Raw genomic sequence first — 24,217 nt, forward strand, 5'->3', positions numbered from 1 at the left:
CCAGGTCTCGTCGAGCGGGGTGCGCGGCGTGTGGAGCCGCCACGGCCTGCTCGGCAAGCACGACCGGCTGATGCGACTGGAGAAGGCCTCGGCCGACCGTGTCGTGCAGCTCAACGAAGAACAGGTGGCGGCTCTCGAACGCTTCAGCCCGGAGTTCCGCGAACGCCACATCGAGGCCCACCACAGCGGCGATCTGGTGGCCGTCGACACGTTCTTCGTGGGTCACCTGAAAGCGATCGGCAAGGTCTACCTGCAGACAGCGATCGACTGCTGCTCCCGCTTCGCCTGGGGCAGGCTCTACACCAACAAGATGCCGCTGACCGCCGTGCACCTGCTCAACACGGACGTCGTGCCCCACTTCGAGGAACACGGCGTGCCGATCAAGACCGTGTTGTCGGACAATGGCCGCGAGTTCTGCGGCCGGCCAGACCGCCATCCCTACGAGCTGTTCCTTCAGCTCGAAGGCATCGAGCACCGCAAGACCAAGGTCCGGCGTCCGCAGTCAAACGGGATTGTCGAGCGCTTCCATCGCACGCTGCTCGACGAGCACTTCCGCGTCGAAGGCCGCAGGACATGGTTCGAGACCGTCGAGCAGATGCAGGAGGCGCTCGACGCCTACCTCGTCACCTACAACACTGCCAGGCCACACCAAGGCCGTGGCATGAACGGCCGCACCCCCGGCCGCGCCTTCCTCGACCGTATACCCGCAAACGACAACCCACAGGAGGACAACGACCAGAACATCGACCAGACTGAAGCCGCCTGACTACCGGTCAGGGCGCGGCAACTGTCAGCCGATTACCGTCTCAGTACACGCCTTGTTTCCCGGCAATGCCGGAAACTATCAGGCAGCGTATTCAACTGGACCTTCGCGGAAATAGCGCCACCGGCCGGCGGTTCCATGACGGTCTCCTTGACGGCCTTGGCGCACGCCGAGCGCGCGTCGGTCTTCAACAAGACGAGGGTCGGCTAACCGGCAGACAATTGCATAGTTTCAGGCAGATCGAGCCGCCCGAAAGACGGTGCGGAAGAGCGGGCCGTCCGAGCAACATTAGGTCGGCGTAACGCGCATGAACGGCCAGGTACGGGGGGATCAGGGATGCTCGGAACTCTTTGTAAAGGTCGCGCTCAGCGTTGCGCCCACCGCCCGTCGCTTCGTTGTCGCTCCCGTCCTTGCGCCGGAAGCTCTTAATCGGCGCCTATGCTTCCAGCAGCGTCCCGTTCACCGAGAAGTGATCGGTCGACTGGCGTCGCTTAACCCTCGGTTGGGCCACACCCGTCGCAAGGAACTTCGGCGCGATCTCGCCCTCCAGCAGCCGGTCCCGGTTCCTCGAGAAGCTCGATGGTCCCACGCCGGGTCGTCTACCCCAGACCCACGAACCGGCGGAACAGAAGGTCGAACTCTATCCGCTCCATCAGTTGCCATTCCGACCGGATGCCGTAGAACGCTTGCAGTAGCATCGCCCGCAACAAAGGTTCCGGCGCGCTCGACGGTCGTCCCAGCCGAGCCGGATACATCGCCGCGAACTCCCCGACAGCCCGCCGAGCGCTGCGTTCGCAATCTCGCTCATCGCTCGCAGCCAACGATCCCCTGTAGTCCAAAGTTCGGTCTCGGAGCACTCGAAGAGGAATTCTACCTCTAACTGGCCGAGTTCTCCGGGCCCAGGTCAGCGGCCTAATCCGCGCTGCAGTACTCAGTGCAAAGGGTCGTTCTGCACTGAGTGGACATCGTCGTCGTGGGACGACGCCAGCCAGATCGTTCCTATCGCCATCACCAATCCGGACGGGGCTCACGAGGCAAACTCGGTGAAGTAGTCTCCTTCGACAGCAGTCTTCTGCCCCACCATGAGTCCAAATTCAGGCCCGCGCTGCACTGGTGCCTCTTTCAGGTGGGGATGGGCCCGTCCTTGCCGGCCGCGATGTCAAAGCTGGCGCTTGATCTCGCTCGCAGCGCCACAGGACTACAGAAGAATCCGGACGAAATTGCTGCCGGCGTGTTCAGCGACAGAGAGTGCTTGTCTGAGACGGGCTGGACGCCGCTAAATGCCGTACCATCAAGCGTCAAGTAGAGGTTGTAAGAATGGCTAGTTCATATTTTGTGCTGCCGCCCGATCAACAACCGCGTGCGCTCAATGTAGCCGGTACGAAAGTCACTGTCCTGGCTGCAAACAGTGAGGCGCAGAGCTATGGAATAACGCTGCAGCGCGGTGATGAAGGTACCGGCCCGCCTGCGCACAGTCACGGCTGGGACGAAGCATTCTACGTATTGAGCGGTGAGATCCGATTTCTTTGCGATGGACGGACCCAGGTGTGCCTACCCGGTACACTAGTGCATATCCCTTGTGGCACCGTGCACGGGTTTCAGTATGGCGTAGGCGGCGGCCAGATGCTGGAAATCACGGGAGCGAATGCTCTGGCCACCCAAATGTTCACCGCCGTCGATCAGGCCAGCCCCGTGGGAGCTACAGACGTTCCGAGACTGTTAGAGATACTTGGGCAGAACGGCGTTACTGTTGCTTAGGTTTTTCAAAATGCCGCGATTGTCTCGATCACAATTCCAGCAGTGGCTTGGTCGACCGAGTTGGAGCAAGTGTCACTTCTCCAAGTGGGTCGCGCGCGCATCGCATCTTGCCTTCGCGATGGAGTGTCGACCGTCGACCGGTCGGCCGCAACGTGGAAGCAGATGCCAGGAACTTATAGCCAGCCGTTTTCCTTGAAGGCGGAGAGATCGACGCCGGGAGGCGCATACCACCCGTGGGCGCCGTAAAGCGCCCCGAGTTTTTTTGCGACTTCCTTGTTGCCATAAGGAATTCTGAGCGGGGTGTTGCGGCCGACATCACGCAGGTGAAGGCCGGGCGCCTTTACCGGTGGATTGCCGAATGCCGGCTTTCGCGGCCTCTTGGCGCGTGCCGCTTTCTTGGGCGACGGTGTAGGGGCTGTCGCGCCCTTGGCCTGGCGGCGTTTACGGGCGGGTTGCGTGCCCTCAGTTCCTGAGGCTTGCGTGGGGCTTGTGGCCCCGGAAGCAGGTGCCGCCGAAGTCTCTCCGCGGGCCTTCTTGGGGGCATGTTGCTCGAGGAACGCACGGCAGATGGAGCCGGATGTGCCATAGCCGGCAGGGAGCCTGACGCCTTTCTGACGGGCAAGGGCCACGGCAAACTGCTTCATCGCAGGCGTCGGTGGACGTTCGCCGCCGCTGCCGCCGCGTGCAGGACCAAGCAATGGAGGCCCGCCAGACGCCGCACCTTGCGTCAGCTTGCCGATAATGCGCAGCGCCACATCACATACGGCATCGATGGCGCCCACCATCCCCTGCTTGCCGACCACGACATCGTCCAGGAGGCACTCGAGCTGCGCCGTCACGCCGGGATCGACCAGAGCGGGATCAGCCTGCTTCAGGACACCGAACAGCTTTAACCCAGTCTCGGTCGGAACGACGTTCTTGCCCTGGGCGACCAGAAAATCCTGCTTCTTCAGCCCACCGATGATCTCGGCGCGCGTCGCTGGCGTGCCGATCCCCTTGGCTTCCTTCAGGCGATCGCGCAGTACCTCGTCGTCCACGAACCGCCAGGCATTCTGCATCGCCTCGATCAGCGTGCCCTCGCTGTAGCGGGAAGGGGGCTTGGTTTCCTTGGTCTCGACGGTCGGATCGTGCAATTGCGCGGTCTCGCCGTCGCGCATCGCAGGAAGGAGTTGCCCGCCATCACCCTTCTCGTCGGCTGGCTGCCATTCTGGAAAGGCCGCGCGCCACCCAAGGTCGATGGGCTGGCGACCGGTCGCCTTGAATGGGAAGTCCTTTACGTCGAGCGTCGCGGTTGTCTGGCGGTAGCGGAAGTCGGGCATGAGGCTCGCGAGATAGGCTCGGGCGATGACGTCGAACAGCTTCTTCTCATCGAGGGACAGGCGCGGCCAGACTTCGCGCAAGCTGTCGACGGTGTTGACGTTGGGGATGACCGCGTGATGGCTGGCCCCGTCGAGCCCCCTGTCGTGGAATGGCCCGCTTGCGCCTCGACGAATGATCGGCGGCGCGGGGACAAGGATCGACTTGAAAGACTGACCGACTTGTAAGCCGGCCACGATCATGGGCACGTCCGCGATGAGGCTCTCCGGCAGATAGCGCACTTCCGCGCGGGGATAGGTGATGATCTTCTTGCCCTGGCCATCATAGAGCTCTTGGGCGACCTCCAAGGTCTTGGCTGCCGACCAGCCGAAGCGCGACGAGCAGAGTTTCTGCAGCGACGGCAGATCATGCAGCTTGGGTGGGCTTTGCTTCTTGTCCTCGACTTTCACCGCGAGCGGACCCTCGAAGCCCTGAGCCGCTGACGCGACGGTATTGGCGGCTTACTTCTTCAGGATGCGGTCTTGCGGTGCATGCCGCATCTTGAACTCGCCGCTGGCGACCGTCGCCGTAGCGACGACTTCATAATAGGTCACCGGTACGAAGTTCCTGAGCTCGAGTTCACGCTTGCAAACGATCGCCAGCGTCGGCGTTTTTACGCGCCCCACCCCGATCACCCCTCGCGCGCCCTGTCCCAGGATTACGGTTGCGGTGCGGGTGAGGGAGAGATTGTAGATTTGGTCGGCCTGCCGACGCGCGACGGCGGCGGCATACAGTCGGGCATACTCGGAGTTGGGTTTTGCCTGACCAAAAGCATTGCGGATGGTCTGTGAGTCCTGAGCCGTGAACAGGACCCGCATTACCTCACCGCGATACTTGTAATGCTCAAGAATCTCCTGACCGATCAACTGACCCTCCCGATCGCAGTCCGTGGCCAGCCACACCCGCTTTGCCGAACGTAACGCCTCTCGGATGGCCGCAAGCTTGGCAGCCTTGTTTCCACCGGCCGCAGGACGTGTGCCGTACAGACCCTCGGGCTTCAGCAGGATCGCCGACCAGCGCTTCCATGCAGGATCCGCATCCTCCGGTTCCTGCAGGTCGATCAAATGGCCTTCCGCCGGAAGGATGGTGCCATAGCGGGCACCGACGGCCGCGCGAACATCCTTTGCCTGGCTGGTCTTCTCTGTGATGACGATCTGGTCGGCCATTTGGGCTCATTTGACGGAGCGATTTGACTCCAATCCAACGAGAACATATTGGGAACGCCCGGCGATCACAACTGTCGTCTGATGTATTTGCGCATAACCGCCACCCAAGAGGGAAAGCCCGTGGCGTTCGGTCGATACATCCGCCGTGTGCGCGAACGAGAGCGGTAGTGACCATCGCCAAAACCTGGCGGCTTCTCACCTCTCGCGCTCGGCTCCGCGAGTGTCCCAGGCGAAATTGCCAGCATTGGAGCGGAAACTGTGTCAGTGGCCGACACCACGCCGCCGATCCGGCTTTGACGTCGTGATGCCACCGCCTCAACCGTCGTCCTCACTGGATGGTCTTCGGTGTGGACGTAGCGCATGAACATAGTGACGTCTTATGCGCCGTGAAAATGAGGACCTACCCGACGAATGCGAACAGGGTGCTCTAGCGGGGGCCACGCACGATTCTGTCGAAATAACATCAGCGCGTGAGGGAGGATGGCGCGAAGTGCATTCTTCTGTTGAGTGGCCGGCTTAGCGAGAAGTCACCCAAGCGTGGATACGCTGTTTGCCACCCCAAACCGCCTTCGCATGGCTGTTGAGCGCTGGGTACATTGACGGGTACACCGGAAAATGGAGATGGAAATAAACCTTCAATATCAATCTCCTAAGAGGCAATTCGATTCCGTCTCGGGGCACCATTTCCTTCATTGATCCATATTGATCCGGCACCTGGACGCCCGTTTCTGTCGCGCCGGCGAAAGCCTCAATCGGCGTTGGTTTTCTCCAGCCAGTCATGCTCCAGCAATCTCAGCCGGCTGGTGACGGAAAGCAGGAAAGCTGTCGACCAGCCGAACAGGATCAGCCCGTTGCCCGCCTCGATCGCGCCGAACAGCCGCCAGTTGCCCGCGAGCACGACGTCCCCGTAGCCCAGGGTCGTGAAGGTCACGGTCGAAAAATAGAGGGCCGTTTCGAAGTCTCCCACGGCACCGATCGCCCAGAAGGCGGCCCCGTACAGCCAGATCTCGACCGAATGGATGGCCACCAGTCCCAGGACCACGAACAGGATGACGCCGAGCGGGACGAGGTGGCTTTCATGGGCCCGGATGCGATGAGCCCTGTTGCGCAGCACCCACAAGAGGCCGAGCAGGCCACCGAGATGGATGGCGGCGGTGAGGCTGACCATGAAGGTCGCGAGCGCGAGGTTGGCAAACATGCGTTGTCCGACAGTTCCCGGATGAACCCCTGGAAGAGCCAGGGTCGAAAGTTGGTGACGGTAACGTCGCCGGACTGGTTCAGCCATGCACTTGCAGCGATCGACCCACCGAAGTCTCGCGCCGCCCGGTGTGTCGCACTGCTGGGAGCAGCCCTCGTGAGCACGGCTACGCCGGTATCCTCACCTTGTCACGTTGGGCGGCGAGCGGCCCCGCCGGGGTCACGTTTCAACGTGTTGAATGTGCAGCATTCGGTGGTGGGACGTATCATGTCGCACTTGGCGTTATGTGCTTGATCGCGCTCGCTTCCCGCAGTCCATCTCGGCGCGATGCTAATTCCTCTGTGCGAAATTATCATCGCGCATAAACGAAATAATCGAAACAAACGAAACAGTCGAAACGAAAAAAAGGAATCCGCGGGCCAGCCGCCTGTTTCGACGCAGGGCGACTGCATTTTTCTGGTCGCCCGCCCGGCACGGGTCAACGAACCGACGCGGTTTCTTCATGGGCCGGCAACATGCCCGGCATATGGGTTTTCGCGTGGTGTCCCGGATTCGTAGCATCCTCGACCGGCGCGGGCCGTCTCTCGCCTGCTGGACGATCGTCGCCGCCGTGCTGGCCGGGGCCGCGATCGGCCGTGAGCCGGCCGTCGCGATCTACCTCGCGAGCTTCGTCTATTACGGCCTCTACTGGTACGCCTTCGCCTGGGGCGTCCGCTCGTTCGAGGTCTTCAAGCGCGACGCGATGCTGCTGAAGGCCGTGTCGGTCGCCGCGCTCGCCTTCGTCTACCTGCAGGCGCCGCCCGATCTCCTCTCCCTCGGCGTGATCACCCTCGGCATTCTCCTCAACGCGCGTGCCGCTGCGGTGCTGGGGATCGACCGGACCTACTACGGCCACGAGCTGGCCGGGCTGCCCGCGCGCCGGGTCACGGCGTTTCCCTATTCCCTGATGTCCCACCCGATGATCGCGGGCAACGTGATGGCCTTCGGCGGCACCTTGCTCAACCCGGCCTTCCGCGCCGCCTGGTGGCCGCTCGCCGCACTGCACGTCCTCTTGAACATCGGCCTGCTCGCGATGGAGCGGGCGGGACCGGGCCGCCGCCCGGCCATAAGGCTGGCGGGACTCGTCGTCCTCGCGGCCACGGCGGCGACCGCGACGATGGCCACCATGATGGCCGCGGGCAACCACGCCGTAGCGAGCCGCCTCAGCCAGGAAACCTCGTGACCGACATTCTCGATTCCACCGCCCCGGGCTCGACGCGGGGCGCGGTCTCCACCCTGTTTCCCGCCACGATCGGCCGCTTCGAGAGCGCCGAAGACCGCGCCCTGATCGACGGCCTGTCGCGCTGGGTCGAGGACCGTTTCCGCGAGGCGTTGGCCAAGCGGCCGTCATGCCACGTCTACCTCTCGACGCTGCCCGCCGACATCGTCGACCGGATCGACCGGCTGCGCGACAGTCCGGTCATCCGCGAGCTGATCCTGCGCCGGGTTCCGGCCGGCAGCGGCTTCGAGCCGATGAAGCACACCGACGAACTCTACATCTCGCACTACAACAAGGATCGCGGCGGCGACCAGGGCCTGTTCGACAGGCACTATGACGGCAACCTGCGATTTCTCTCGTCGAGCAGGGTCGTGCGGGCGCTGATCTATCTCCAGTCCGACGCGAGCTACAAGGTGGTGTTCGGCGACAGCCGGGTCGAGAAGGCCTTCACCACCTACGAGTTCGGCCTGCTCGACTTCCATCGCGAGCTGCACTGGGTCGAGGGCAGCTACACGCAAGGCGCGCCGCAGCGCATCCTGCTGAAGTGCAACTACCTCGTGACCGCCCCGGGCGCCGGCCTCCGCGGCCGGTTCGCGCTCGCGGCCAACACGGCAGTCTTCTACGTCGTGAAGGCGGCGATGGAATATTCGAAGAGCCCGCGCACGCCGGCGCAGAAGGCCGTGGGCTACCTCTGCAACCTGTTCCGTCGTCTCAACATCGTGCACCCGCTGGTGCCGCTCGCGGCGATTGCCGCGGCCGCGATAGCCGCCGCTGCCGCCGGCATTTTCGTCGTCAACCTGTAGCGCCCCCACCAAAGGAAAATACCATGACCGGACTGTTGCACGAGTTGAAGGTCCAGCGATGGGACGACCATCGCTACTACCATCACAGCAAGGTCAACCAGTCGCTGCACCTGCTGAGCGCGACCAGCTTCCTGTTCGCCTATGTCGTTGCCTTCACCGATCCCGCCATGGCGGCCCTGATCGGCTGGCTGGTCGCGATGACGACCCGCCAGGTCGGCCACCTGTTCTTCGAGCCGCGCGGCTACGACGCCGTCAACCAGGCGACCGACGAATACAAGGAGGAGATCAAGGTCGGCTACAACATCAAGCGCAAGCTGGTCCTGCTCGCGGTATGGGCGGCGTCGCCGCTGCTGCTGGTGGTCGATCCCACCCTGCTGGGCCTCTTCGCGCCGCACGCCGACTGGGCCGGGTTCATGACCCATGTGGGCGAGCTGTGGCTGGTCGTCGGGCTGGCCGGCATCGCCTTCCGCGCGGTTCAGCTGTTCGTGACCAAGGACCTGACCACCGGGCTGGTCTGGGTGACCAAGATCGCCACCGATCCGTTCCACGACATCAAGCTCTATCACCGCGCGCCGTGGGAACTCCTGACCGGCCGGCACAGCCGCCACACGCCGCAGGCCGTCGCGGCTCCCATCGTTTCCGACGAGCTGCTGCGCGAGGTCATTCCCGAGCTGCCCCCGACCGTCGTCGAGGACGCCGTTGCCCCGGCCTCAAAGGGCAGCATCTAGAGGCTGCGGCCCGAGCAGCCGCTCCTTGCGTCCCCGACCCGGGAAGCCCAGCAGGTGCGATGCCATCTCGCGCAGGATGCGCCGCTTGATCGCGCGGTCGGTGGCGAGCGCTCCCGGCTCCCACCAGCCGTCGCGCTGCATCGCTTCGGCCGCCGCGACGAAGCGGTCGGCCACCGCCTGGAACTGCTCCTCGGTGAAGTTGAGGCTGAAGATCAGGCGCCCCGTGCCCACCCAGCTCAGCGCAATTCCATGGGCCTTGAGATAGTACTGGAACATCCAGTGATAGCGCGAGGCGGTCGGGTAGCAGACCGTCCAGATCGACGAAAGGTGTCCGATGCGCACCGGCAGTCGCCGCTCGGCCAGCCGACGATTGAGATCGGCAGCCCGCCGGTCCCAGGTCTCGTCGAGGTCGCGATAGACCTGCTGCATGCCGGGCGAGTCGAGATGGAGCAGGAATTCGTTCATCGCCCCCATCACATAGGGATGGGCGTTGAAGGTGCCGCGCGCAAAGCAGATGTCGGCCGGCCGGTCGTCCCGGAACCGCTTCATCAGGCGGTGGTCGCCGCACACGACGCCGATCGGAAACCCGCCGCCCACCGTCTTGCCGTAGGTCACCAGGTCGGCCTCGATGCCGAAATATTCCTGGGCGCCGCCGGCCGCGAGCCGGAAGCCGACGAAGACCTCGTCGAGGATGAGAACGATGCCGCGCTCGGTGCAGACCTGGCGCAGGGCCTTCAGCCAGGCGGCATAGGTCTCCCGGCTGACGCTGCGGTCCGGCCGGCTGGCGATCAGGGTGGAATCGGCGGGCGCTCCCTGGTTAGGGTGCATGGCCTGGATCGGGTTGACCAGCACGCAGGCGATGTCGGTGCGGCGGCGCAGGACGGCGAGCGTCTTCTCCGACAGATCCGCCAGGGTGTAGGTATCGTGCGCGGCCACCGGATTGCCGACGCCGGGCTGCACGTCGCCCCACCAGCCGTTGTACGCGCCGCAGAAGCGCACCAGGTGCGAGCGGCCGGTGTGATAGCGCGCCAGTCGCACGGCCTGCATCACCGCTTCCGTGCCCGACATGTGGAACGACACTTCCGGCTTGCCGGAAATGCGGGCGAGCCGCCGCGCATTGTCGGCGACGAGATCGGGATAGGCCCCGAGAACCGGCCCCAGTCCGGCGACGCGGCGGGCGCCGCGCTCCATGCAGCCCTTGTAGAAGTCGTAGCCCAGCAGGTTCACGCCATAGGAGCCGCTGAGGTCGTAGCGCGCCGTGCCGTCGAGATCGGTGACCTGGACACCCTCGGAGGAGGCGACGAAGGCGCCGGCCGGCAGCGCCGCCCGGACGCGTGGACTGAACTGGAACGGGACGCGGTAGCTTTCGGTGAACTGCAGGTCGGAGATGTGGCGCGTCGCCTCCGAGGTCACCTGCAGCGTGCGACCGGTGCCCGAGCGCAAGGTCTCCGCCAGCGCCTCGAAGCCCGCCTTGCGGCGGGAAGCGACGGCCTCGCTGGCATCGTCGGCGCGGAAGAACAGGTCGTCCCCGTAGACGTAGCGCGGGACCAGGCCGGCGATGCGCCGCGACATACGCGCATGGCCGGCGAGGGAGCGGTGCTTGGCCCGCGAAAGCTGCAGGCGGTCGCGCAGCCGGGGCAGCAGCAGCCCCAGCGCCAACCCTCCCGCGGCCAGCGCCGCCAGGGTCTCGCCATCCATCAGATTCGTCATCCAGCTTCCCCGGAGTTGTCGTCGTGGCCAAGAGCGTGCAGTCGCAACTGCTGAAGGTCCTCCACCAGGAGGACATCAATTTCCTGCTGACCAACCGCATCCCGCGAAGGCTCGCGACGCGCTGGATGGGCTGGTTCAGCCGCATCGAGAGCCCGGCGCTGACGCGCGCCTCGATCGCGGTCTGGCGCCTGTTCGCCGATCTCGACCTCACCGAGTCGAAGAAGACGTCCTTCCGGAGTCTGCGCGACTGCTTCACACGCGAGCTGCGCGCCGGCGCGCGGCCGCTCGACGCCGATCCCTCGATGCTGGTCAGTCCCTGCGACGGGATCGTCGGTGCGTGCGGCGCCGTCCGGGGCTCCGAACTGTTCCAGGCCAAGGGGTTTCCCTACCGGCTCGAGGATCTGCTGATCGACCCGGGCCTGGTCGAGACCTATCGCGACGGGACCTACGTCACGCTGCGGCTGACCTCGAGCATGTACCATCGTTTCCACGCGCCGCACGACGCGACGGTCGAGCGCGTGACCTACGTGTCGGGCGACACTTGGAACGTGAATCCGATCGCGCTCAGGCGGGTCGAGCGCCTGTTCTGCCGCAACGAGCGCGCGGTGCTGCGCTTGCGGCTCGCCGCGGGCGGCCATCCGGTGGCTCTGGTGCCGGTCGCGGCGATCCTGGTCGCCGGTATCCGGCTGCACTTCCTCGACGTCGTGATGAACATGAACTATCGCGGCGCGGCCGACATCGCCTGCGCGACGCGCGTGCGACGGGGCGACGAGCTGGGCTGGTTCGAGCACGGGTCCACGATCATCGTCTTCGCCCCGCGCGGCTTTCGCCTGTGCGACGGCATCGCCGACGGCACGAAAATCCGGATGGGCCAGCGCCTGATGGTTCTGCCCTGATTCGACCGGGGAGCGGGAGGCGGACACTCCCGTTCCAATGCAACAGTCGCGTTGCCGTCTCGTGAGGCCGGCGTTTCATTTCGATGACCGGCCGCTCCTGTCGTGGTTCGTCAGGACCAGCCCAGCAGGTCCGCGCCCATGACGTGGCTGAGGAAGGACTCGACCGTGTAGGCACTGTCATCGTTACGGATGGTTCCGACGGCCGACGCGGTGTTGATGACCGCTCCTTCACTGGCATGGGACAGGGTGACACGGAAACTTTCGTTTCGTTCCACCAGCGTCTCGCCGAGGACCCAGACCGTGACCGCCTTGGAGGACTCCCCGGCGGCGAAGCTCACCTGGCCGGACGGCAGGATGCCGCCGTAGAGAGAGAAGGGCGGAAAGGAGGCATCGGCTTCGGAGGGGGTCTGGGGAAAGAAGGAACCGATGATGGAGGCCGTCAGGGAAATCAGGCCGGCGGAGCCCAGAAGCTCGTGGAATGGAATGAAATCCGAGTCGACGACGTCGGTCCCGCTCACGGCCCAATTGACGCTGGTCGCGCCGCTCAGGTCGCCCGAGCGGGTGACGGCGAAGGTGAACGGCGTAGCGCCCAGATCCTCTTCGGGTTTGTCGGCGCTGGTGGCGGCGATCGACAGGGAGACGTCGTCGTTGCGGATGATGCCGCTGGCCGAGGCGTTGCCGAGGCTGGTGCCGGCGGCCGGCTGGGACAGATGCACCGAGAAGGCCTCGTTCGACTCGACGGTGCTGTCGCCAGCGACGCCGATGCTGATGACCTTGGAGCTTTCACCGGCGGCGAAGCTCACCGTGCCCGTCGGCAACACGCCGCCCGTGAAGTCGGCGCCGTCAACCGCCGGCCCTGCAACAGCCCAGTGCGCGCTGGCCGTGCCGCTCAGGTCGCCGGTACGGGTGACGGTGAAGGTGAAGGGGGTGGTGCCCTGATCCCCTTCGGACCCGTCGGCATGGGTCGCAACGATCGACAGCGACGCATCGTCGTTGCAGATGAGGCCGTTCGCCGAGGCTGTGCCGAGGATGGCGCCGGCACTGGGCTGGGACAGCTGCACCGAGAAGGCTTCGTTGGCCTCGACGGCGGTATCGCCTGCGACACCGATGCTGATGACCTTCGAGGTCTCGCCCGCGGCGAAGCTCACCGTGCCGGATGGCAGCACACCGCCCGTGAAGTCGGTGCCGTTGACCGCCGGACCGGTGACGGCCCAGTGGGCGCTGGCCGTGCCGCTGAGGTCGCCCGAGCGGGTGACGGTGAAGGTGAACGGCGTGCTGCCCGACTGTCCTTCGCGCTTGCTGGCACTGGTGGCGGCAATCGACAGCGATGCGTCGTCGTTGCAGATGAGGCCATTCGCCGAGGCGGTGCCGAGGATGGCGCCGGCGCTGGGATTGGACAGCACCACCGAGAAGGCCTCGTTGGTCTCGACGGCGGTGTCGCCGGCGACGCCGATGCTGATGATCTTCGATGTCTCGCCGGCAGCGAAGCTCACCGTGCCGGACGGCAACACGCCGCCCGTGAAGTCGGTGCCGTTGACCGCCGGTCCCGCAACAGCCCAGTGCGCGCTCGCGGCACCGCTCAGGTCGCCGGTACGGGTGACGGTGAAGGTGAACGGTGTGCCGCCGGATTGGCCTTCGCGCTTGCTGGCGCTGGTGGCGGCGATCGACAGCGACGCATCGTCGTTGCAGATGAGGCCGTTCGCCGAGGCGGTGCCGAGGATGGCGCCGGCGCTGGGATTGGACAGCACCACCGAGAAGGCCTCGTTGGTCTCGACGGCGGTATCGCCGGCGACGCCGATGCTGATGACTTTGGAGCTTTCGCCGGCGGCGAAGCTCACCGTGCCGGACGGCAACACGCCGCCCGTGAAGTCGGTGCCGTTGACCGCCGGTCCCGCAACAGCCCAGTGCGCGCTGGCCGTGCCGCTCAGGTCGCCCGAGCGGGTGACGGTGAAGGTGAACGGCGTGCTGCCCGACTGTCCTTCGCGCTTGCTGGCACTGGTGGCGGCAATCGAGAGCGACGCATCGTCGTTGCAGATGAGGCCGTTCGCCGAGGCGGTGCCGAGGATGGCGCCGGTGCTGGGCTGGGACAGCTGCACCGAGAAGGCCTCGTTGGTCTCGACAGCGGTGTCGCCGGCGACGCCGACGCTGATGAGCTTGGAGCTTTCGCCGGCAGCGAAGCTCACCGTGCCGGACGGCAACACGCCGCCCGTGAAGTCGGCGCCGTTGACCGCCGGACCCGCAACAGCCCAGTGCGCGCTGGCGGCGCCGCTCAGGTCGCCCGAGCGGGTGACGGTGAAGGTGAACGGCGTGCTGCCCGACTGTCCTTCGCGCTTGCTGGCGCTGGTGGCGGCAATCGAGAGCGACGCCGGCGCGAAATCGTCGTTGCGGATGATGCCCGTGGCCGAGGCCGTGCCGAGGCTGGCGCCCGGGCCGGGGTTGGACAGGGTGACGGTGAAGCTCTCGTCGCCTTCGAGCTGGGTGTCGCCGGCGACGTGGAGGGTGATCGTCCTGGAAGTCTCGCCGATCCCCAGTGTGACTGTGCCGGAGGGCAGCGTGCCACCGGCGAAATCGGCGCCGTTCACCGCCGGTCCGCTCACTGCCCAGTTGGCGGTCGCCGGCCGGTCGGTGTCGCCGCTGCGCGTGATGGTGAAGGTAAGCGCCGTGGTGCCCGCATTGCCTTCTGCCGCGTCGGCGCCGGCCGCCGCGATCGACAAGGAGGCATCGTCGTCGACGATCGTACCCGTCGCGCTGCCGTCGAGGATCGACGCGCCCTCCGACGGATCCGACAGGCTGACGGTGAAGGTCTCGCTGCCCTCGACGATGGCATCGCCGCCGATGGCGACGAGGATGTTCTGCTGCGTCACCCCGGGCGCGAAGGTGAGGATGCCGCTCTGTGCGACATAGTCCTGCCCGGCGAGCGCGGTACCGTTTGCGGTCGTGTAATGGACGGTGACGGTCGAGGCGGAAGCCTCGGTCAGGAAAACCGGAATGCTGAGGTAGTGGGGATCGCCACCATCGCCCTCGTCGACCGCGGCATCACCGACGGTGATGCCCACGGTTGGCACGCCGTTGCGCACCGAGAACACGAAGGTGCCCGCCGTGCCGACGTTGCTGGCGCTCTCCAGCGCGAGCAGATCCGCCTGGTTGCCGGATTGCGGAAGCTCGTAGAATTCGACGCCATTCCCGGCGCTGTAGCCGGCCCTGGCCGGTGTGCCGCCCAGGCCGTTGCTGCCGCCGGACGCGCTGCCGGTCGTCCAGTCGACGTTCTCGTAACGGAAGGTGATGTCGAAGTCGCCCTGCGCGTTGATCTGGTGGATGCTGAGCTGGAAGGCGTTCAGCTTGTTGGTCTGGCCGCTGTAGTAGCCGACATCGTCCCACGTGGCGGTGAAGGTGTGGGTGACGGGATCGAGATCGTACCAGAGCAGGTTGGTGCCGGCCGACGTGCCGCCCGGCGTCGGCGCGACCGCACCGCCGCGCGTGTCGATGTCGGCCCAATAGGCGGCGATGACGGGATTGCTGGTCGATCCGGTGATCGCGCTCGGCGTGAAGCTGCTGGAGGCGGCGTTGAAGGTCACGCTGCCGTTATTGTTGAGATAGAAGCCCGTATAGTAGCGGCCGAAAAAGTTGATGCCTTGCGCGCCGAAGATCGGCGTAAGGTCGATGAACCCCGTGGAACCATCGTCGTTGCCAGGGAGTGAGAACTCACCGAAACCGGCGGTGCCGCCCAGATTGTTGACCAGCGACGTCATGGCGACCCCCCAAATGGTCTGCCTAACCTTTTCTCACAAAGGTCCCGACGACGTTGCCATCGTCAGATTCTCCCAGCCATCTGATAGCCTACAAAGAGGGACGCCGGATGGCAACGAAGCCGCTCTCGCCATCAAGTGGCCGGGCAGCTTGCGCGTGCGAATATTGCAATGACACCGCAAGTGGTACATTTTCTTGTAATATTGGGGTGGCCAGTGGGATGGCCTTGGGAGAGCATCGGCAATGCCCGTGCGTTGGACCATCAATTCTGAAACGAGGCTTTTCGAAGCTATCTGCACGGGCCTGGTCGAGGCGGACGAGATTCACCGGATGCTGGATGTCCTGGTCGGCTCCGATGCGCTCGGATATCGGAAGCTGTTCGACGGCAGTCAGGCGGATACGAGGATGGGCGCCCTGGATGTCCTGAATATCGGCGTCCGGATGCGCACCCTCCATGGTGACGGCGCGCCTCTCGGACCTCTCGCCGTCGTCATCCCCGCGGACAAGTACCCGCTGCTTTCCCGGGTTCTCGGGATTCTCGCGACGCCCCGCCGGCCGATGCGGGTCTTCACCGAAGTCGATCGGGCGCGAAAGTGGCTGGAGACGGCCGCGGTCCGCAGGACAGTGCCGGCCTCTGAAGATGACGTGGTTCATCGAGCCAACCCGCTCTCCGTGAATTGCTGATCGAGGCGGGTCGGCCTGCCTTGCGCGCGGGCTCTGATGCCCGGAGAATTGCAGCCGGTTCAGGGAGCATGCGGGGGAACTCCAGGCAAATGCAGTTCGATGACGTCATTCTCGGTCGCCGGAGCATCCGCGGCTACAAGCCCGATCCGGTCCCCAGGGCGCTGATCGAGGAAATCATCGGGCTGGCGATGCGCGCGCCGTCGTCGATGAATACCCAGCCGTGGAATTTCTACGTCCTCACCGGCGAACCGCTGGACCGGATCCGCGCGGGCAACACCGAGCGGATGCTGGCGGGCATCCCGCAGTCGCGGGAGTTCCGGACGGGACAGCCCTTCGCGGGGCCGCATAGGGATCGGCAGGTCGGCGTTGCCAAGCAACTGTTCTCCGCCATGGGGATTGCGCGCGACGACAAGGAGATGCGCCAGGACTGGGTGCTGCGCGGCTTCCGCCAGTTCGACGCGCCGGTGTGCGTGATCGTGACCTATGATCGCGTGCTGGACGGTAGCGACGACACGCCGTTCGATTGCGGCGCCGTGACGACGGCGCTGGTCAACGCCGCCTGGTCGCGCGGGCTTGGCGCCGTGATCAACAGCCAGGGCATCATGCAGTCGCCCGTGGTGCGCGAGCATGCCGGCATCGCCGACGATCAGGTCATCATGAAGAGCATCGCGCTGGGCTGGCCGGATGAGAGCTTCCCGGCCAATGCGGTCGTGTCCGAACGGAAGTCCGTCGCCGAAGCAGCGGTGTTCGTCGGCTTCGACGGTTAGGCGCGTCGCCATCCCCTTCGATTGACCTGCATCAAACGACCTCCTCCGGGCTGCTGATAGCTTGATTTCAGCAGCGGGCGTGCGGCCTTCGCGCGGCGTTGGAAAGCGCCCTTCGGGGGGAGGAATCGATGGCAGAAGGGCCGGTCGGCTATGACGACATCGATGCGCATGTCGAGAGGCTGAAGGCGCTCGGACTCGTCTGCTCGGTCGATCGCGCCATCGACAAGGATACCGAGATGCATCCGCTGGTGCGCTGGCAGTATCGCGGCGGCATCGCCGAAGCGGATCGCAAGGCATTCCTGTTCACCAACGTCGTCGATGCGACGGGGCGCTCCTATCCCGGTGCCCGCGTCGCTATCGGCGCGCTGGCCGGCAACCGTCAGATCTACGCGCTCGGCATGAAGAGGCCAGAAGCGGAGATCGGCAAGGCTTGGCTCGACGCGATCGCCCATCCCATTGCCCCGCGGCAGGTGGCGGCGGCACCCTGCCAGGAGGTCGTGGAGACCGGCGAGGCCCTGTCGAAGCCCGGTCACGGGCTGGATGCCCTGCCCATTCCCATCTCGACCCCCGGCTATGATACGGCGCCCTACCTCACGGCGGCGCTCTGGTTCACCCGCGATCCCGACAGCGGCATCCAGAACATGGGCCTCTATCGCGGCAACCTGAAAGCGCCGGATCGCCTGGCCGTGATGATGGAACGATCGACGCTCGCGGGCGGTGGCGTGCACTGGCGCAAGTACCGGAAGCTTGGCCAGCCGATGCCGGTGGCGGTGGTGCTCGGCGCCCCGCCGATCGTGGCCTTCGTCGGCCCGCAGAAGCTGCCGCTCGATTGCGACGAACTCACCGTGGCGGGCGGCCTCGCGGGATGCCCCATCAACGTCGTCAGATGCAGGACGGTCGATCTCCTCGTTCCCGCCGAGTCTCAGGTCGTGATCGAAGGCTTCATCGACACCGACCGGCTCGAACCCGAGGGGCCATTCGGCGAGTCGCACGGCTACATGGCGCTGGAGGAATACAACTTCTCGATGCGCGTGACCGCCATCACCCGGCGTCCGTCCTACACCATCACCTCGATCATCTCCCAGGTCACGCCGAGCGAATCGAGCGTCATCAAGAAGGTCGCCTACGAGCCGCTCTATCTCGCCCATCTGCGCGACGGGCTGAACATCAAGGGCGTCGTCCGCGTCTCGATGCACGAACCCCTGACCAACCTCAGGCCGTTCGTCTTCCTCATCCTGAAGAAGGGCACGCCGAAGTCCGAGATCTGGCGGGCGCTGATGGGCACGGCCTCGCTCACGCCGGCGATCGGCAAGTTCTGCATCGCCCTGGACGAGGATATCGACCCCGAGGACACCGACCATGTCTTGTGGGCGATCGCCTACCGTTCCAACCCGCTGACGGACACGCATGTCGTGCCCAACCGCGGCAAGGGACACGGTCCCGCGCTGAAGGGCTCGGAGACCGACGCGACCATGCTGATCGATGCCACGGCCAAGGGTGACTATCCGCCGGTCGCGCTGCCGAAGAAGGAATACATGGAGCGGGCCCGTGCGCTCTGGGAGGAGCTCAAGCTGCCGCCGCTGCGGCCGCAGTCGCCGTGGAGCGGCTACTCGCTCGGCGACTGGTCCGAGGAATGGGACGCCTGCGCCGCACGCGCCGCACGCGGCGACTGGATCGCCAACGGCCGCCGCTCCGCCGCGCATATGAGTACCACCGCCGAGCCGCAGGATCCCGCGCGCGGCATTCGATCCGAGGGCGACTAGGCCAACCGCATCAAGAGGAGCATTGCCGTGCAAAAGGGATTTCAGCGCAAGTACGACGACCTCAACGATCACCTGGAGAAGCTCGAGAAGGCGGATCTGCTCTGGAAGATCGACCAGGAGATCAACAAGGACCGGCACCTGCATGCCTTCGTGCGGTGGGGCTATGTCGGCGACGTCGGCACGGTACTCAACAGCAATCCGAAGCGGGCCTTCCTGTTCACCAACGTCACCGATTCCAAGGGGCGCAAGTACAAGGGAAACTGCGACGTGCAGGTCGGCGGCACGGCAGGGTCGCCGGCGATCTACGCCCTGTCGATGGGCATCGAGCACAAGCCCGACGAAGGACTGTCGGCGCTGTCGCAGAAGATCTTCGACAAATGGTCCCACGCCTTCCAGCACCCGATTCCCGCCGTCGAGATCCCGTCGGAGGAGGCGCCCGTCCATGAGGTGGTGCTGACGGGCGACGATCTGAAGGGCGGCGCCGGCAACGGCCTCGACACGCTGCCTGTTCCCAACAATACCCCAGGCTGGGATACGGCGCCGTATTTCTCCGCCGGCCTGTTCGTCACGCTCAATCCCGACACGAACATCCAGAACATCAGCCAGAACCGTTGCAGCCTGAAGGCGTCGGACCGCATGACGGGGATGTGGCTGATCCAGACGAACGGCGGCGCCCACCAGAACTGGGCGAAATACAAGGAGCGCGGCGAGAAGATGCCGGTGGCGCTGATCGTCGGCGCGCCGCCCACGCTGCAGGTGGTCGGCCCGCAGAAGGTGCCCGAGTATCTCGACGACATGGACGTGGCCGGCGCCCTGGCCGGCGCGCCATACCGCAAGGTCAAGTGCAAGACCATCCCGCTCATGGTGCCGGCCGACGCCCAGATCATCATCGAGGGCTGGCTCGATCCGGAGAAGCTCGAGATGGAGGCGCCGTTCGGCGAGTCCTACGGCAACATGTCGGTGGAGGAATACAACCATTCGATCACCGTCACCGCCATCACGCGGCGCAAGAAGGCCGTGCTGAGTTCGATGATCTCGCAGATGGCGCCGTCCGAGTCGGGTGTCATCAAGCAGTTGAACTACAGCGCGATCATGCTCAACCACCTGAAGAACACGCTGTATATCCGGCAGGTCAAGGACGTCGCGCTGCATGGGCCGATGATCGGCGTCTCGCGGTTCACGGTCGTCGTTCTCGAGCGGAACACGCCCAAGACCGAAATCTGGCGGGCACTGGAGGGGGCCACCACCTTCATGCGCTCGGTGGGCAAGATGACGGTCGCCGTCGACGAGGACATCAACCCGAACAACGTCGAGGAGGTGCTGTGGGCGATCGCCTATCGCACCGACCTGATGAAGTCGGTGAAGATCGTGGACCACCAGGCCAACGGCCATGCGCCCAAGCTGCGCGACCGCGAATGGGAAGCGAAGATCATGATCGACGCGACCCTCCATTACGACATGCCTCCGGTTGCCTTGCCGGCGCGGGAGCTGATGGAGGAGGCCAGGACCCTCTGGGACAAGGCCGGTCTGCCGCCCGTCACCCCGCGCTGGAAGTGGTACGGCTACAACCTCGGCGACTGGTGCGAGGAGTGGACGAAGTGCGCCCAGCGTGCGGTCGACGGCGACTGGCTGATCAACGGGCTGCGGACGGCCCGTTTGGTCGATACCGACGCCGTCGGAGGCCCCACTGCCGGCGTTCCGCGCGAGGGTGTCGTGCGCTGGAACGAGAAGACCGGTGAGGTGGACTATCCACCGGGCTTCCCGCTGAAGGATCGCTTCGACACCGACGAATAGCCGGACGAGTTCGTGCCGAAGGCGCATTTCGCCCGCGCGATGACTTGCAACCAGGGGAGTCATGTCATGAAGCGACTGATCGTGGGCGTCTCCGGGTCGAGCGGAGTCATTTACGGCGTCCGGCTGCTCGAAGTGCTGAAGGGCATTCGCGACGTGGAGACCCATCTCGTCCTGAGCAAGGGCGCCGAGCTCACGTTGCGGCTCGAGACGGATCGCAGCGCCGAGTCCGTAAGGGAGCTGGCGGACGTCGTCCACGCCCACGACAATCTCGCCGCATCGGTTTCCAGCGGCTCGTTCCGGGTCACCGGTATGGTGGTGATGCCGTGCTCCATGAAGAGCTTGGCGCAGATCGCCCTGTCGCTGAACGAGAACCTGCTCACCCGCGCGGCCGACGTGACGCTGAAGGAGCGCCGCAAGCTCATCGTGGTGCCGCGCGAGACTCCGCTCCACCTCGGGCACTTGCGCCACATGACGGCCGTCGCGGAAATGGGGGGCATCATCCTGCCGCCGGCGCCGTCCTTCTATCATCGCCCCAAGACCATCATGGACGTGGTCGACCAGACGGTCGGCAAGGTTCTCGATCAGTTCGAGATCGAGCACGACCTGTTCCGGCGCTGGAGCGGCGATGACGTCTGAGGAGTTCGAGGCCGCGACGGGAGCGCTGCTTCGCGAAGTGGCCCCGATGACCCTGGCGACCTGTGCCGACAACGTACCCTGGGCAAGCGATGTCTATTTTGCCTCCTCGGGCTTCGACCTGGTGTTCTTTTCCTCGCTCGATTCGCGGCATTGCCGCAACCTCGTGATCAATCCGGTCTGCGCCGCGTCGGTGCACGCTCCCGTCGCCACCTGGCGGGACATCAGGGGCCTGCAGATGGAGGGCGTGGCCGGGCTCGCCCATACGATCGGCGCGAAGGCTGCGGCGTTCGCGGCCTATGTCGGGAAATTCCCCTTTGCGCGCGATCTCATGGCCAATCCGGTCGGGGCGGTCCGCTCTGCGTTCCGCGCCCATGCGCACATATTCCGGCCGACGCGCATTCGCTATCTGGACAATCGCCGCGGCATCGGCGTGCGCTTCAGCGTCGGCATCGTGGACGGCAAGCCCGTGTGGCCGCTGCTGCGCGAGGTGAACGACGCTGCGGGACGGTAACGGCGCCGACGAGCGCCCGCTTGTCCACTCGCTTTGCCGACAGGAATTCATCTAAGATCAGGCAGTTATGCGTTGCGCGTCGTCGCGTTCCGCGAGACTGCTAGGTGTGAATTCCAAACCTCCCACGACCGTGCGTTCCCATTCCCATTTCCGTTTCCGCATCCTGGCGACGCGTCGTCACCTGCTGAGCGCGCTTCCGGCCGCTGCCTTTCTCGCGTCCTGTGACAGTCTGCCGGCGAGCGGGCCGACGACGTCGGAAATCGCGGGTGCCGGCCGGCCGGGGCGGTCGGGCGGCACACGGTTCGCCCTGGTCGACGTGACGGCCGACACGGTCGCCATCATGCAGCGCTGGAGCGCGGCATCGCTCCAGGGAAGCTTCGGGCGGCAGCGGCCCGCCGCCCGGCAGCTGATCGGCGTGGGCGACTACGTCCAGGTCGTGATCTGGGAAGCGGCCGCGGGCGGGTTGTTTTCCGCGCCCGCCAACGACCGCGGCAGTTCCGGCTCGCGCTCCGCCACAATTCCCGAGCAGGTCGTCGGCCCCGACGGCGCCCTGACGGTGCCCTATGCCGGCCGCGTGCGCGTCGCCGGTCGCTCGCCAGCCGAAGTCGAGCAGACCATCGTGCAGGCGTTGCGGGAGAAGGCCATCGAGCCCCAGGTGCTGGTGACCGTGACCCGGAATGTCGCCAACACCGTGACGGTGATCGGCGAGGTGACCAACGGTGCCCGCGTGCCGCTGACCACGCGCGGCGACCGGCTTCTCGACGTCATCGCCACCGCCGGCGGCACCCGGGCGGCAGCGCACGAGGTCTTCGTGACCCTGGTGCGCGACGGCGCATCGGTCCGCATCCCGATGCAGGCCATTCTCAACGACCCGGCGGAGAACGTCTTCGTGCAGGCCGGCGACGTGGTCAGCGTCGCACGCGATCCGCAGACCTTCACCGCCGCCGGCGCGACCGGCGTCAACACCGTGATCCCGTTCGATGCGGTGGGAATCACGCTCGAGCAGGCGCTCGCCAAGGCCGGCGGCGTCAACGACTTTCGAGCCGACCCGACAGGTGTCTTCGTGATCCGTTTCGAGAGGCCCGCCGACTACGACCAGCTCGGCCTCCAACGGCCCGACCCGTCGGCGCTGCCAGAGGTCCCGGTGATCTACCGTCTGACGCTGCGCGACCCGGTCGGCTTCTTCATCGCCCGGCGCTTCCCGGTGAGGAACAAGGACATCGTCTATGTCTCCAACGCGCCGTCCATGGAGATCCAGAAGGCGATGACGATCCTGCTGCCGTTCCTGGGCGCCGGTGCGACCGCGGTCACTGTCGGCGCCGTGACCACGCGTTGACCGGCGGCCGCAAGAGGCAGCAGGCGGCGCGCGTCAGGGTTTGGGGGCGGCAGGGAAGCCGGGAATCCGCCGGATCGCGGCCTTGACCTGTGTAGCCGTGATCAGGCGCGTGCATTCGAACTGCCGGGGCGTGTCCTTCTGGCGCGGGCACCAGAGGAAGTCCTTGTGGTCGAAGCGCAGCAGCGGATCGTTCCAGCAGCTGTTGCAGGCGTGATAGTTGATGACGCGATAGGGCGTCGAGAATTCGTTGGTCGGGTGGGTGAAGCCGCTGATCAGCACGGTCGGCGTCCCGGCAGCCCAGGCCAGCCACGACAGTCCGCTCGACAGGCCGACGAAGAAATCGGCGTGGCGCAGCCAGCGCGCGCGCTCCTGCAGCGGCTTGTCGCCCGTCTGGTCCTCGGCGCCGTAGGGAATGTGGTTCCACATGATGCCGTGGCCATGCACGGGGCGCTGGTCGATGCAGATGACCCGGTAGCCGTTCTGCTTCAGGAACTCGACGATTTCCCGCCAGCCGGTCGGATTGTTCCAGTACTTCGCCTGCGTCGTGCTCTGTGCGGCGATGCAGACATAGCGTTCCGGGATGGGTCGTGAGGCGTCGGCCAGCGCGAGCCGGGGTGGGATTTCGGAAGGATCGACGCCGAGGATGTAGCCGGCCGAACGGTGCAGCCCGACCAGCCGGAAATCGCTCGGCTGCAGCAGGCCCTCCTTGTCGTCGAAGAACAGTCCCACGTTGTAGGTGGCGTAGTAGCGCTCGGGCTTCACCTGCTCGTGGTTCACGAAGGTGATGTCGGGGTGGGTGTCGCGGAACAGCGGGATCAGCCACTCGGCCATCGATACGGTGAGGCGGCAGCCGTGGGTTTCCTTGAAGCGCACGGCATAGGGAAACCAGCCGAGCGTGTCGCCGAGCGTGCCCACCGGCAGCTGCACCAGGACTTCGCGGTCGGCAGCCGAGTAGTCGTGCTGGAAGACCTTCTCCTCGCCTTCCCAGACCTCGATGCGGAAGCGCACGAAGTAGCGCTTGCTGCTGTTCACCCGCCCGGACTTGATCTGCGTCTCGAACAGGATGTTGTCGGTGTCGATGTCGCTGAGCCGGATGCGACGGAGCTGGCCGCTGTCCTCGATGCCGACGCGACAGCCGTCGTTGAAGTCGAACCAGATGCCCTTGGGGCCCTGCAGAACAGGCTTCGGTGCCGGCGCCGGAAACGCCCTCTTGGGAGGTTCCTCCGGAGCGGCCTGCGACGACGCGGCCGGCGCGGCGGCCGCGGGCGTGTCGAGTGTTACCGAGAGGACAGGCTGGGGTGGTGGTACGACTTGTTCTGACATGCTGGGTGAGTTCGACCGTC

General features: G+C 65.5%; 18 protein-coding genes and 2 pseudogenes. 13 read left to right on the forward strand and 7 right to left on the reverse strand.

Features of this window, described 5'->3' with window-relative positions; translation table 11 throughout:
• On the forward strand, window positions 1–766 hold a 766-nt coding region (locus EPO41_RS20040; protein ID WP_296328722.1), incomplete at its 5' end, for an integrase core domain-containing protein.
• 337 nt (window positions 767–1,103) lie between these two features.
• Here EPO41_RS20040 and EPO41_RS20045 read toward each other — a convergent pair.
• Window positions 1,104–1,571, reverse strand: a pseudogene (locus EPO41_RS20045) (transposase); the annotation flags it as partial.
• 509 nt (window positions 1,572–2,080) lie between these two features.
• Between EPO41_RS20045 and EPO41_RS20050 the strand changes: the two are divergent.
• Entirely contained in the window at window positions 2,081–2,521 is a 441-nt protein-coding gene (locus tag EPO41_RS20050; RefSeq protein WP_296328724.1) for a cupin domain-containing protein, read from the forward strand.
• Window positions 2,522–2,694: 173 nt separating this feature from the next.
• On the opposite strand, the gene EPO41_RS20055 is transcribed toward EPO41_RS20050, so the two are convergent.
• The 3 genes and pseudogenes from EPO41_RS20055 to EPO41_RS20065 form a co-directional block, all read right to left on the reverse strand.
• Entirely contained in the window at window positions 2,695–3,306 is a 612-nt protein-coding gene (locus EPO41_RS20055; protein ID WP_363247236.1) for a DUF5710 domain-containing protein, read from the reverse strand.
• 15 nt (window positions 3,307–3,321) lie between these two features.
• Window positions 3,322–5,043, reverse strand: a pseudogene (locus tag EPO41_RS20060) (DNA topoisomerase); the annotation flags it as partial.
• A 748-nt stretch (window positions 5,044–5,791) separates the two neighbouring features.
• Complete coding sequence (locus EPO41_RS20065) at window positions 5,792–6,241, reverse strand: potassium channel family protein (protein WP_296328726.1); 450 nt, start codon at window positions 6,239–6,241, stop codon at window positions 5,792–5,794.
• 541 nt (window positions 6,242–6,782) lie between these two features.
• On the opposite strand from EPO41_RS20065, the gene EPO41_RS20070 reads away from it, so the two are divergent.
• From EPO41_RS20070 to EPO41_RS20080, 3 genes are read left to right on the forward strand one after another with little or no spacing between them, the layout of a single operon-like run.
• Complete coding sequence (locus EPO41_RS20070; protein WP_296328729.1) at window positions 6,783–7,463, forward strand: methyltransferase; 681 nt, start codon at window positions 6,783–6,785, stop codon at window positions 7,461–7,463.
• A complete protein-coding gene (locus tag EPO41_RS20075) occupies window positions 7,460–8,302 on the forward strand; it encodes a hypothetical protein (RefSeq protein ID WP_296328731.1) in 843 nt (280 codons plus the stop codon). The genes EPO41_RS20070 and EPO41_RS20075 overlap by 4 nt, the downstream gene beginning before the upstream one ends.
• A 23-nt stretch (window positions 8,303–8,325) precedes the next feature.
• On the forward strand, window positions 8,326–9,030 hold the full coding sequence (locus EPO41_RS20080) for a hypothetical protein (RefSeq protein WP_296328734.1): 705 nt from the start codon (window positions 8,326–8,328) through the stop codon (window positions 9,028–9,030).
• Here EPO41_RS20080 and EPO41_RS20085 read toward each other — a convergent pair.
• On the reverse strand, window positions 9,013–10,740 hold the full coding sequence (locus tag EPO41_RS20085) for an aminotransferase class III-fold pyridoxal phosphate-dependent enzyme (RefSeq protein ID WP_296328737.1): 1,728 nt from the start codon (window positions 10,738–10,740) through the stop codon (window positions 9,013–9,015). The two genes, EPO41_RS20080 and EPO41_RS20085, sit on opposite strands and share 18 nt — an antisense overlap.
• A 23-nt stretch (window positions 10,741–10,763) precedes the next feature.
• Here EPO41_RS20085 and asd point away from each other — a divergent pair, with 23 nt between their 5' ends.
• Window positions 10,764–11,636: an archaetidylserine decarboxylase gene (gene asd / locus EPO41_RS20090; RefSeq protein ID WP_296328739.1), complete on the forward strand. Its 873-nt coding sequence runs from the start codon at window positions 10,764–10,766 to the stop codon at window positions 11,634–11,636.
• A gap of 110 nt (window positions 11,637–11,746) precedes the next feature.
• On the opposite strand, the gene EPO41_RS20095 is transcribed toward asd, so the two are convergent.
• Window positions 11,747–15,385 carry a Calx-beta domain-containing protein gene (locus EPO41_RS20095; RefSeq protein WP_296328742.1) on the reverse strand — a complete coding sequence of 1,213 codons (3,639 nt, stop codon included), beginning with the start codon at window positions 15,383–15,385 and terminating at the stop codon, window positions 11,747–11,749.
• A gap of 241 nt (window positions 15,386–15,626) precedes the next feature.
• On the opposite strand from EPO41_RS20095, the gene EPO41_RS20100 reads away from it, so the two are divergent.
• The 7 genes from EPO41_RS20100 to EPO41_RS20130 all read left to right on the forward strand — a co-directional run bounded on the left by EPO41_RS20100 (window position 15,627) and on the right by EPO41_RS20130 (window position 22,874).
• A complete protein-coding gene (locus EPO41_RS20100; RefSeq protein ID WP_296328746.1) occupies window positions 15,627–16,067 on the forward strand; it encodes a hypothetical protein in 441 nt (146 codons plus the stop codon).
• Window positions 16,068–16,156: 89 nt separating this feature from the next.
• A complete protein-coding gene (locus EPO41_RS20105; protein WP_296328748.1) occupies window positions 16,157–16,834 on the forward strand; it encodes a nitroreductase in 678 nt (225 codons plus the stop codon).
• A 128-nt stretch (window positions 16,835–16,962) separates the two neighbouring features.
• A complete protein-coding gene (locus EPO41_RS20110) occupies window positions 16,963–18,597 on the forward strand; it encodes a UbiD family decarboxylase (RefSeq protein WP_296328751.1) in 1,635 nt (544 codons plus the stop codon).
• A gap of 27 nt (window positions 18,598–18,624) precedes the next feature.
• Window positions 18,625–20,391: a UbiD family decarboxylase gene (locus EPO41_RS20115; protein WP_296328754.1), complete on the forward strand. Its 1,767-nt coding sequence runs from the start codon at window positions 18,625–18,627 to the stop codon at window positions 20,389–20,391.
• Window positions 20,392–20,457: 66 nt separating this feature from the next.
• Window positions 20,458–21,027 (forward strand): UbiX family flavin prenyltransferase, encoded by a 570-nt coding sequence (locus EPO41_RS20120; RefSeq protein ID WP_296328757.1) that lies wholly within the window; start codon window positions 20,458–20,460, stop codon window positions 21,025–21,027.
• The gene (locus EPO41_RS20125; RefSeq protein WP_296328760.1) at window positions 21,017–21,538 is read left to right on the forward strand and encodes a pyridoxamine 5'-phosphate oxidase family protein; all 522 of its coding nucleotides are present in this window, start codon (window positions 21,017–21,019) and stop codon (window positions 21,536–21,538) included. Before EPO41_RS20120 ends, EPO41_RS20125 begins: the two co-directional genes overlap by 11 nt.
• Window positions 21,539–21,668: 130 nt before the next feature.
• Window positions 21,669–22,874 (forward strand): polysaccharide biosynthesis/export family protein, encoded by a 1,206-nt coding sequence (locus EPO41_RS20130; RefSeq protein WP_296328763.1) that lies wholly within the window; start codon window positions 21,669–21,671, stop codon window positions 22,872–22,874.
• A gap of 33 nt (window positions 22,875–22,907) precedes the next feature.
• Here EPO41_RS20130 and EPO41_RS20135 read toward each other — a convergent pair whose 3' ends face one another.
• Window positions 22,908–24,197 (reverse strand): autotransporter strand-loop-strand O-heptosyltransferase, encoded by a 1,290-nt coding sequence (locus EPO41_RS20135; protein ID WP_296328766.1) that lies wholly within the window; start codon window positions 24,195–24,197, stop codon window positions 22,908–22,910.
• Between the last annotated feature and the right edge of the window lie 20 nt (window positions 24,198–24,217).

Source organism: Reyranella sp. (assembly GCF_004297265.1).
Classification (GTDB): Bacteria; Pseudomonadota; Alphaproteobacteria; order Reyranellales; family Reyranellaceae; genus Reyranella.